The organism is Brevundimonas sp. UBA7507 (genome assembly GCF_002478355.1).
GTDB classification, from domain to species: Bacteria; Pseudomonadota; Alphaproteobacteria; order Caulobacterales; family Caulobacteraceae; genus Brevundimonas; species Brevundimonas diminuta_D.
In genome coordinates this window covers 1-10046 of sequence record NZ_DLNP01000019.1, presented here as the reverse complement: position 1 = coordinate 10046, position 10046 = coordinate 1, and the positions used below count along the sequence as shown (strand labels likewise).

General features: G+C 68.7%; 7 protein-coding genes and 1 pseudogene. 2 read left to right on the top strand and 6 right to left on the bottom strand.

Going from position 1 to position 10046, the window contains the following annotated elements:
- On the top strand, nt 1-582 hold a 582-nt coding region (locus B3D50_RS14740; RefSeq protein ID WP_286952339.1), incomplete at its 5' end, for a DUF1134 domain-containing protein.
- A gap of 221 nt (nt 583-803) precedes the next feature.
- Here the strand turns inward: B3D50_RS14740 and B3D50_RS14735 are convergent.
- The 4 genes from B3D50_RS14735 to glmS all read right to left on the bottom strand — a co-directional run bounded on the left by B3D50_RS14735 (nt 804) and on the right by glmS (nt 6214).
- Nucleotides 804-1694: an SDR family NAD(P)-dependent oxidoreductase gene (locus tag B3D50_RS14735; RefSeq protein WP_286952337.1), complete on the bottom strand. Its 891-nt coding sequence runs from the start codon at nt 1692-1694 to the stop codon at nt 804-806.
- 14 nt (nt 1695-1708) lie between these two features.
- On the bottom strand, nt 1709-2941 hold the full coding sequence (locus tag B3D50_RS14730; RefSeq protein WP_286952336.1) for an NAD-dependent epimerase/dehydratase family protein: 1233 nt from the start codon (nt 2939-2941) through the stop codon (nt 1709-1711).
- Nucleotides 2942-3437: 496 nt separating this feature from the next.
- Nucleotides 3438-4316, bottom strand: coding sequence for a UTP--glucose-1-phosphate uridylyltransferase GalU (gene galU, locus B3D50_RS14725; protein ID WP_286952335.1), 879 nt, complete (start codon nt 4314-4316; stop codon nt 3438-3440).
- Between the two features lie 83 nt (nt 4317-4399).
- Entirely contained in the window at nt 4400-6214 is a 1815-nt protein-coding gene (gene glmS, locus B3D50_RS14720; RefSeq protein WP_286952333.1) for a glutamine--fructose-6-phosphate transaminase (isomerizing), read from the bottom strand.
- A gap of 186 nt (nt 6215-6400) precedes the next feature.
- Between glmS and glmM the strand changes: the two genes are divergently transcribed.
- The gene (gene glmM / locus B3D50_RS14715; protein WP_286952330.1) at nt 6401-7750 is read left to right on the top strand and encodes a phosphoglucosamine mutase; all 1350 of its coding nucleotides are present in this window, start codon (nt 6401-6403) and stop codon (nt 7748-7750) included.
- A 56-nt stretch (nt 7751-7806) separates the two neighbouring features.
- Here glmM and B3D50_RS14710 read toward each other — a convergent pair.
- Both B3D50_RS14710 and B3D50_RS14705 read right to left on the bottom strand, forming a co-directional pair.
- Nucleotides 7807-8955, bottom strand: a pseudogene (locus B3D50_RS14710) (aminotransferase class I/II-fold pyridoxal phosphate-dependent enzyme); the annotation flags it as partial.
- A gap of 179 nt (nt 8956-9134) precedes the next feature.
- The coding region (locus B3D50_RS14705; RefSeq protein ID WP_286952328.1) for an FAD/NAD(P)-binding protein at nt 9135-10046 on the bottom strand (912 nt) is incomplete at its 5' end.

The following is a 10046-nucleotide window of genomic DNA, read 5'->3' as shown; positions in this document are numbered from 1 at the left end:
CCCCCGCCGGCCCCCCCCCCCGCCGGTGGGGGCGCTGGCCCCCGCCCCCCCCCCGCCGATCCCAACTATCCGATCGCGTCCGATCAGCGGGCCCAGGCCTACACCTTTGACGAACTGGTCACCGCCGGCTCGCGGGAACTGGGCATCGCCGCCGAGGCTGTAGGCGGCGCCATCGAACGCATCTTCGCCGAACAGGGCGACCGCCCCACCGCCTATATCGCGGGCGAGGAAGGCGCGGGCGCCGTGGTGGCTGGTCTGCGTTACGGCCGCGGAGCCCTGCACATGAAGGATCTGTCGGCCTCGCAGGAGGTGTTCTGGCAGGGCGCCTCCATCGGCTGGGATTGGGGCGGCAACGCCAGCCGGGTGTTCACCCTGGTTTACGGCCTCTACCACCCGGACATGCTCTATCGCCGGTATCCGGGCGTCGAGGGCTCGGCCTATCTGGTGGCCGGTCTGGGCGTGAACTATCAGCGCGCGGACGGCATCGTCCTGGCCCCGATCCGCACCGGCGTCGGCGTGCGTCTGGGCGCCAACGTCGGCACCATGAGCTACAGCCGCCAGCGCAATATCTTGCCTTTCTGACCCTCAGAAACAGACGAAATCACTCTTGGTGACGGTCGCCACCTGGCCTGGGCCGCAGGTGGCGATTGCTTTTCGCGCCTGAGCCCGTACGCCTGTGGTTTGCTGAGCCGCCGCTGCGAAGGCGGCGAGGCCCATAGCACTGCAAGCCAGGATAGCCGCCATATATAGCGGCAAAGTCCGTGACATCTTCATTGCTCGGCGCACCAGTTTAAACGCCTAACCTAACGCAGGTCTTCGAGTTCGTCGCCCCTGATGATCGCCTCCAGCCCTTCGCGGTAGGAGGGGTAGCGGGGACGCCAGCCCAGTTCGGCCTTGGCGCGGGCGTTGGAGACGCGCTTGGAGTCCAGGTAGAAGCGGCGCATGGCCTCGCTGACCTCGGGCGCGGTCCAGTCGACCTCAGGCGGGCGCGGCAGCTTCAGGCGTTCAGCCGCCCAGGCGGTGACGACGTCGGCGGAGGTCGGCTCGTCGTCGGTCAGGTTGTAGACGCCGCCGGGGCGCGGCCGGTCCATGGAGGCGAACAGGCCCGAGACGACATCGTCCACATGGATGCGGTTGAACACCTGGCCAGGCTTTCTCACCAGGCGGGCGGTTCCGGCGCGCAGGCGATCGATGACGCTGCGGCCGGGGCCGTAAAAGCCGGGCAGGCGGAAAATCTGCAGCGTCAGCCCCATGCCCTGCGCTCCGTCCAGCCAGTCCCGTTCGACGCGGGCGCGACGGGCGCCTTCCAGCGTGGCGGCGTTCAGCGGATCGCCCTCGAAGGCCCAGCCGCCCGCCCGGTCGCCGTAGACGGCGGTGGAGGAGACATAGCCGATCCAGTCGGGCCAGGCGTCGCCCGCCAGCGGCGTCAGGGCGCGCAGAGCCGGGCAGCCGTGGGCGTCGGGCGGCGTGGTGATCAGCACGGCTTGGGCGGCCGCCAGGGCCGCGCCCAGGGCCTTGGCGTCGGCCGGATCGACCGGCGTGATCCCCTGTCCCGCCAGCGCCTGACGGGTTTCGGGATCGCGCGAGGAGGCGAAGGCCCGGCCGCCGCGCCGCACGGCCTCGCGCGCCGCCGCCTGTCCCAGATAGCCGCCGCCGAACACCAGCAGGGACGGGGCGGCGGCGGGTTCGGTCATCGGGCTTGGGTCTTTCAGGCGGACAGGACGCGGACGGGAGAAGGGGCGGCGGTCGTTTCAGCCTCGTCGCGCAGGGCTTCGGCGCGGCCCGCGTTCCAGGCGGTGACGCAGGGGATCTTGGTCCGGTCGGCGCGGTCGGCGTAACGGCGGGCGATCTCGGTCACATCGGCCATCAGCCCCTCGGCCAGGGTGATCGGCTTCAGCCCCAGTTCGCGGAACTGGTCATTGGCGACGACGAGCTCGTTCTCGTCGGCCTCCTGACGCGGATTGGCGACGTTGTGGACCTGGGCGCCGGTCATCTCGGCCACCATACGGGCCAGATCGCGGACGCGGCGGCTCTCGGTCATCTGGTTGAGGATCTTGACCCGGTCGCCGCGCCTGGGCGGGTTCTTCAGCGCCAGCTCGACGCAGCGCACCGTGTCCTGGATGTGGATGAAGGCCCGCGTCTGCCCGCCCGAGCCGTGCACCGTCAGCGGATAGCCGAGCGCGCCCTGCATCAGGAAACGGTTCAGCACCGTGCCGTAGTCGCCGTCGTAATCGAAGCGGTTGATCAGGCGCTCGTCCTGCTTGGTCTCTTCGGTCTGGGCGCCCCAGACGATGCCCTGGTGCAGGTCGGTGATCCGCAGGCCGTCGTTCTTGGCGTAAAACTGGAACAGCAGGGCGTCCTGCGTCTTGGTCATGTGATAGATGCTGCCGGGGTTCGGCGGGAACAGAATTTCCTGCTCGGTCGGGCCGTGGTCGGTGTCGACCGTGACCTTCAGATAGCCCTCGGGGATGCGAAGGCCCGCCGTGGTGTAGCCATAGACCCCCATGGTCCCCAGGTGGGCCAGGTGCACGTCCCGCCCGCTCTCGACGATGGCGGCCAGCAGGTGGTTGGTGGCGTTCAGATTGTTGTCGACGGTGTAGAGCTTGTGCCGCGCCGACTTCATCGAATAGGGGGCGGCGCGCTGCTCGGCGAAGTGGACCACGCTGTCGGGCGCCCAGTCCCTGATCAGGGCGACCAGGCGATCGAACTCCTTGCCGACGGTCAGATTGACGAAGTCGATGGTGCGGCCCGAGACCTCCTTCCACGCGGCGATGCGCTCGCCCATGGTGCGGATCGGGGTCAGGGAGCGGATCTCCAGCTCATTGTCGATGTTGCGGCGGCTGAGGTTGTCGACGACCAGCACGTCCCAGCCGCGCGCCGAGAGGTGTAGGGCCGTGGGCCAGCCGCAGAAGCCGTCGCCGCCCAGAATCATCACGCGCATCAGTCGAACCTCGTTTTCAGCACTCTAACCTGCCTAGCCGAACGCGCGAGGGGGCGAAAGCGTGGCGCTTGGCTGCGACGAAAGCGACGCAGGGCGGAAAAACAGAGTCCAATTCGTCTGAATCGTCTGAAGTCGGACAAGCTACGGAGCCTGGCCGGCGATGATGAGGCGGCGGGCGAGCAAGGCGAGCTGAAGTCGGTTCGCATGAAGCGGGACTTTGAAATCAAAGCGATTTTTGACGATCGTTATGCTGGCGCCGTTCGCCCTTCTCCCCTTGTGGGAGAAGGTGGGCGCCGAAGGCGCTCGGATGAGGGGTGTGAGCGCGACCTTTAGACGACAAGGCAGGACAGTAACGGCAGGTTTGCAAACGCGCCGTCGGCCCCCCTCATCCGTCAGGCTTCGCCTGCCACCTTCTCCCACAAGGGGAGAAGGGTTTACGCGTGTCGCCGCTTCGGCTGCTTGAGCGCTTCACGATCACCAAAGAGGAGAAAGGCGGTTACAGCAGGCTTTCGATCGCCTCGCGGGCGGCGTCGCCGAGATCGGGGCGCTTCAGGGCCAGGGCGACGTTGGCGCGCAGCAGGCCGATCTTGTCGCCGCAGTCGTGGGTCACGCCCTCATACTCATAGGCGGTGAAGGTTTGCGTCTTCATCAGCCGGTCCATGGCGTCGGTCAGCTGGATCTCGCCGCCGGCGCCGCGCTCCTGCGTTTCCAGCAGGTCGAAGATTTCCGGCTGCAGGATGTAGCGGCCCGAGATCGACATGTTCGAGGGCGCCGTGCCCTGGGCAGGCTTTTCGATCATGCCCTTCATGCCGTAGCGGCGGCCGTCGTGGGAGGCGGGGTCGATGATGCCGTACTTATGGGTGTCGGCCTCGGGCACGGCCTCGACGCCGATGACGTTGCCGCCGACCTCGGCGTAGACCTCGGCCAGCTGCTTCAGGGCGCCGGGCTGCGAATCCACGATGACGTCGGGCAGGATGACGGCGAAGGGCTCGTGGCCGATGATGTCGCGAGCGCACCAGACGGCGTGGCCCAGGCCCTTGGGCTGCATCTGGCGGGTGAAGCTCATCTCGCCGGCCTGGGCCAGTTCGGCGTTCATGATCTCCAGGATCTCGGTCTTGCCCTTGGCCAGGAGTTGGGCCTCAAGCTCGATCTGATGGTCGAAATAGTCCTCGATCGCCTGTTTGGCGCGGCCGGTGACGAAGACGATGTGCTCGATCCCCGCCTCGCGCGCCTCTTCCACGATGTAGGAGAGGATCGGTCGGTCGACGACGTTCAGCAACTCCTTGGGCGTGGTCTTGGTGCCGGGCAGAACCCGCGTGCCGAGACCGGCCACGGGCAGGACCGCCTTACGTAGGCGGGCGGGGGAGGTCGTCATGGATCGTCCTGATCAGCCTTGGGGCGCCTGTCATAGGCGTAATTTGTGAAGCTTCCAAACGCCCCCGGGCGGATCGGGTTCGCCTATTCCACCGTCACCGACTTGGCCAGGTTGCGCGGCTGGTCGACATCGGTGCCCTTCTGGACGGCGGTGTAATAGGCCAGAAGCTGCATCGGCACGGCGTAGACCAGTGGGGCGATCAGGGCCGGACAATCCGGCGCATGAACGCGGCTGATGCCGGCGCCGTGCGGGTCGGGCGCCTTTTCCGGGGCGATCATGATGACCGGGCCGCCGCGCGCGGCGACTTCCTGAAGGTTGGAGGCGGTCTTTTCGAACAGGTCGTCCAGCGGGGCCAGCGCCACCGTCGGGGTCGCCTCGTCGATCAGGGCGATGGGGCCGTGCTTCAGCTCGCCCGCCGCATAGCCCTCAGCGTGGATGTAGCTGATCTCCTTCAGCTTCAGCGCGCCTTCCATGGCGAGCGGAAACATCGGGCCGCGGCCCAGGAACAGGACGTCGCGCGCCTTGGCCAGGTCGAGGGTCAGGGCGTGGATGCCCGCATCCATCTGCAGAGCCTCGGCGATCAGGCGCGGGGCTTCGAACAGGGCCTTGACCAGATCGGCCTCCTGAACGGCGTCGATCTTGCCGCGGGCCACGCCCGCCGCCACGGCCAGCGACAAGAGGGCGGCGACCTGGGCGGTGAAGGCCTTGGTCGAGGCGACGCCGATTTCCGGCCCGGCATGGGTCGGCCACAGGACTTCGGCCTCGCGCGCCATGGAGGAGGTGTGGACGTTGACCACGGCGGCGGTCTTCAGCCCCTGGGCCTTGCACCAGGTCAGGCTGGCCAGGGTGTCGGCGGTCTCGCCCGACTGGCTGACGGCGACGGCCAGCGTCCCCTTGCTCACGGCCGGGTGGCGATAGCGGAACTCCGAGGCGATCTCGACGTCGCAGGGCAGGCCCGCATAGCGTTCAAAGGCGTATTTGCCGATCTGACCGGCGTAGAAGGCGGTGCCGCAGGCGACGATCTGGATGCGTTCGATCGCGGCGAAGTCGACGGCCTCTACCTTGGCCTTGCCGGAGACCAGGTCGAGGTATTCCGACAGGGTGTGCTGGACGCTGTCGGGCTGCTCGTGGATCTCCTTCTCCATGAAGTGGCGGTACTCGCCCTTCTCGACCAGGGCCGAGGAGGCGGAAACCTGAACCACGGCGCGGTCGGCCGGGCGGCCCGAAGCGTCGAACATTTGCGCGCCGGTGCGGGTCACGGCGACGTAGTCGCCTTCTTCCAGATAGGAGATCTTCTGGGTGAAGGGACCGACGGCCAGGGCGTCCGAGCCCAGGTACATCTCGCCCTCGCCCCAGCCGACGACCAGGGGGCTGCCGCGACGCGCGCCCAGGATCAACTCGTCCTCGCCCTCGATCAGGACGGCGAGGGCGTAGGCGCCGGTCAGCCGGTCCAGCGTCGCCTTGAAGGCGTCCAGAGGGGCCATCCCCGCCGCCAGCTTGTGATCCAGCAGATGGGCCACGACCTCGGTGTCGGTCTGGCTCTCGAAGACGCGACCCTCGGCCTCCATCTCGGCCTTCAGCTCGGCGAAATTCTCGATGATGCCGTTGTGGACCAGGCAGACGCGACCGGCCTTGTGCGGGTGGGCGTTGGTCGTGGTCGGGGCGCCGTGGGTGGCCCAGCGGGTGTGGCCGACGCCGACGGTGCCGGCGATCGGGTCGGCGGCCAGCACGGCCTCCAGCTCACGGATTTTGCCCTTGGCGCGACGGCGTTCGACGCCGCCTTCGTTCTGCACGGCGATCCCGGCCGAGTCATAGCCGCGGTACTCCAGCCGTTTCAGGCTGTCGACCAGACGAGGGACGACGGGGCCGGTTCCGGTGACGCCGATGATGCCGCACATGAGGTCTGCTCCGATCGGGACGCGGCCGACGCTTTTTGCGCAGGGCCGTGAAATTGAGGTAAGCGAGAGGGTTCAGTCTCCGCCCTTTGATTTCCGCTCTAGGAAATCGCGGGCGCGGCGACATCAAAAAATGGGTTTCGGAAGGTTTCTTTGCAATTCCGGGGCCGCCAGCGAAGGATCGCGCCTTTGGGCGAGAGAAAATATTTCGGCACCGACGGCATTCGCGGCCGGGCCAACACCCATCCGATGACGGCCGAGGTGGCCCTGCGCGTCGGCCTGGCCGCCGGGCGGCTGTTCCGCACCGACGACGACCGGCGCCACCTGGTGGTGATCGGCAAGGACACGCGCCTGTCCGGCTATATGATTGAGCCGGCCCTGGTGGCGGGGCTGGCCTCGGTCGGCATGGACGTGCGGACGTTCGGGCCGCTGCCGACGCCGGGCGTGGCCATGATGACGCGATCGATGCGCGCCGATCTGGGCATCATGATCTCGGCCTCGCACAACGACTATGCGGACAACGGCATCAAGCTGTTCGGACCGGACGGCTACAAGCTGTCGGACGAGATCGAGCTGAAGATCGAGGCCATGATGGACGGGGCTCTGGATCAGGATCTGGCGCCGTCGAACAAGCTGGGCCGGGTCAAGCGCATCGACGACGCCCCGCCGCGCTATATCGAGATCGCAAAACAGGCCTTCCCCAAGCGGCTCAGCCTCAAGGGGCTGCGCATCGCCATCGACTGCGCCAACGGCGCCGGCTACCGCGTGGCGCCGACCACCCTCTATGAACTGGGCGCCGAGGTCTTCCCTGTTGGCGTCGAGCCGAACGGTCTGAACATCAACGCCGAATGCGGTTCGACCCACCCCGAGGCCGTGTCCGAGGCGGTGAAACGCTATCGCTGCGACATCGGCATCGCCCTGGACGGCGACGCCGACCGGGTGATCATCTGCGACGAGAAGGGGCATGTGGTCGACGGCGATCAGATCATGGCCCTGATCGGCCTGGACTGGGCTAAGCGCGGGCGGCTGAACGGCAACGGCGTGGTCGCCACCGTCATGTCCAACCTGGGCCTGGAGCGCCGTCTGAAGGCCGAGGGCCTGACGCTGGAGCGCACCAAGGTCGGCGACCGCTACGTCATGGAGCGGATGCGCGAAGGCGGCTTCAACATCGGCGGCGAGCAGTCTGGCCACATCATCCTGAAGGACCACGCCACGACCGGCGACGGCTTGATGGCGGCGCTGCAGGTGCTGGCCGTCCTGGTCGAGGCCGGCGCGCCCATGAGCGAGCTGGCGCGCCAGTTCGAGCCGGTGCCGCAACTGCTTCAGAACGTCCGCTACACCGCCGGCAAGCCGCTGGAGGACGAGAAGGTCAAGGCCGTCATGGCCGAGGCCGAGACGGCCCTGAACGGCTCGGGCCGCCTGCTGGTCCGGCCGTCGGGCACGGAGAAGCTGATCCGCGTCATGGCCGAGGGCGACGACGAGGCCCTGGTCAAGCGCGTGGTCAATGAGGTCGCCGAGGCGGTGAAGGCGGCGGGCTGATCCAGGTCGGCCCACAGGTCGTCGACGTTCTCGATGCCGACCGACAGGCGCACCAGATTGTCGCCGATGCCGCTGCGGGCCTTGGCTTCGGGCGTGTAGTCCGAATGGGTCATGCTCGAGGGGTGGGACGCCAGGCTCTCGGCGCCGCCTAGGCTGACAGCCAGCTTGAACAGGCGAAGCGCGTTCAGCATCCGGAAGGCCTCGGCCTCGCCGCCGGGCAGTTCGAGCGAGAAGGTCGAGCCGGAGCCCTTGCACTGGGCCTCGAAGATCGCCTGCTGTTCGGGCGAGGCGTCCGGCCCCCCGGCGGTCAGGACCGCGCTGACGCGCGGATCGGCGCGCAGCCGCTCGGCCAGGATCAGGGCGTTGTCCTGCGCCCGCTCCATGCGGATGTGCAGGGTCTCCAGACTGCGCAGCAGCAGCCAGGCGGTGTGCGGATCGGCGGTCGTGCCGCAGATGGTCCGCATCTCGCCGACGCGGGCCATGATGTCCGCCCCGGCCATGCAGCCGCCCGCGATCAGGTCCGAGTGGCCGCCGACGTATTTGGTCAGGGAGTAGAGAACAAGGTCGGCGCCCAGTTCAAGCGGGCTCTGCCACAGGGGGCCGAGGAAGGTGTTGTCGACGGCGATGGCGGGCGGCTCGGCCTGATCCAGCGCCTTGGCGCCGGCGACCGCGCGGGCGATGTCGACCAGTTGGTTGGTCGGGTTGGCCGGGGTCTCCAGATAGACGGCGGCCAGGCGTCCGCCCGTCGTCTTGGCCTCGGCGGCGGCAGCGATCATGGCGGCGTCCAGGGCGTCGGCGCCCTCGGCGGCGGGGACGCTGATCGCCTTGACGCCGTAGCGGGGCAGGATGCGGTCAAACAGATATTCGGTGCCGCCATAGGCCGGGGCCGTATAGACGATGACGTCGCCGGGCCGCACCAGGGCCAGCATGGCGGTCGAGATGGCGGCCATGCCGCTGGAGAAGACCAGGGCCTTGTCGGCCTTGTCCCAGACGGCGAGGCGGTCTTCCAGTATCTCAAGGTTCGGATTGTTGATGCGCGAATAGATCAGGCCCAGGGCCTCGTCCGGGTCGCGCTGGCGCAGGCCGTAGGCGACCTCGAAGAAGCGTTTGCCGTCCTCGGCCGATTTGAAGACGAAGGTCGAGGCCTGGAACAGCGGCGCCTTGATCGCGCCCTCCGACAGGGCCGGATCATAGCCGTAGCCCATCATCAGGGTTTCAGGTGCGAGGGTGCGATCCCCAAGCACGCGGGTGCGGTGACGGTTCATTTTTGTGTTTCCTCTCCTGGGGCGGTGATAGCCGCCCCGTCAAAGGCCCGCTAGACGCTAAACCTCGGAGAGGAAGGCACGGAGCCTTGGAAATTCCGACCGCGTCTGAACGGCTCGCGTCAACCGGCGAGGAGACGGGCCAGGGCCTCGATGCGCTGGCGGATGTCCGGCACGGCGATGGTCTCCCAGAAGGCGGCGCGCGCGGGCGGGCCGAGCACGAACAGGCCGGGGTCGGCGGCGCCGTCGGCATGGAGGACGCGGCCCTCGGCGTCGAGGTCGAGGCCCAGATCGACCGCGTCGAGGCGGGCGCGGCCTTCGGCGATCAGGGCGGCGGTCAGGGGCGCGCAGGCGGCGTCGTGGCCGGGACCGGTGCAGTCGATCAACCAGGCGGCGCAGAAGGCTTGAACTTCGCTGTTCCGTGAGCGGACGGTCAGGTTCGCGGCCTGACGGTCGGCCGCCATCGCCTGGGGGCGGCCCGCGACGACGGTCAGGCGGTTCGCCGCCTTCAATCTCTCCAGCACGGCGGCGATCTCGGGCGCGATGCGGTGGCGATGAACGTCCCACCAGGGGCGCAGATGGCGCAGGAAGCGGCCGCGCTGGGCGGTCGTCGCCGCGCCCCACAGCGCGGCGGTGATGGGGCGATAGCCCTCCATGACGCGGCGCCAGCCGTGGTCGCGCGCCAGTCGACGCGCCGCGGCCAGGCGGCGCGACAGGGCGCCCTCCAGCGCCTCGGGCGGCAGGTCGATCGGGGCGTCATGATGGGCGCCGTGGGCCTGGGGCAGCAGGCCGCGCCGCGACACGACGGTGGCCCGGCCGCGCCAGCCCTGGGCCTGAAGCGCCAGAACGACATCGACCATGGTCAGGCCGGAGCCGAGGATCAGCACGTCATCGTCGGGGGCGATCGCGGCCAGGGCGTCGGGCCGCCAGGGATCGGCGATGCGGCGGGGGGCATCGCCCGCGGCGGGGGGGGGGGGGGGCGGGGTGGCGGGGGGCCGCCCCCCCGCCCGGGCGGGGGGGGGGGGGGCGGCCGC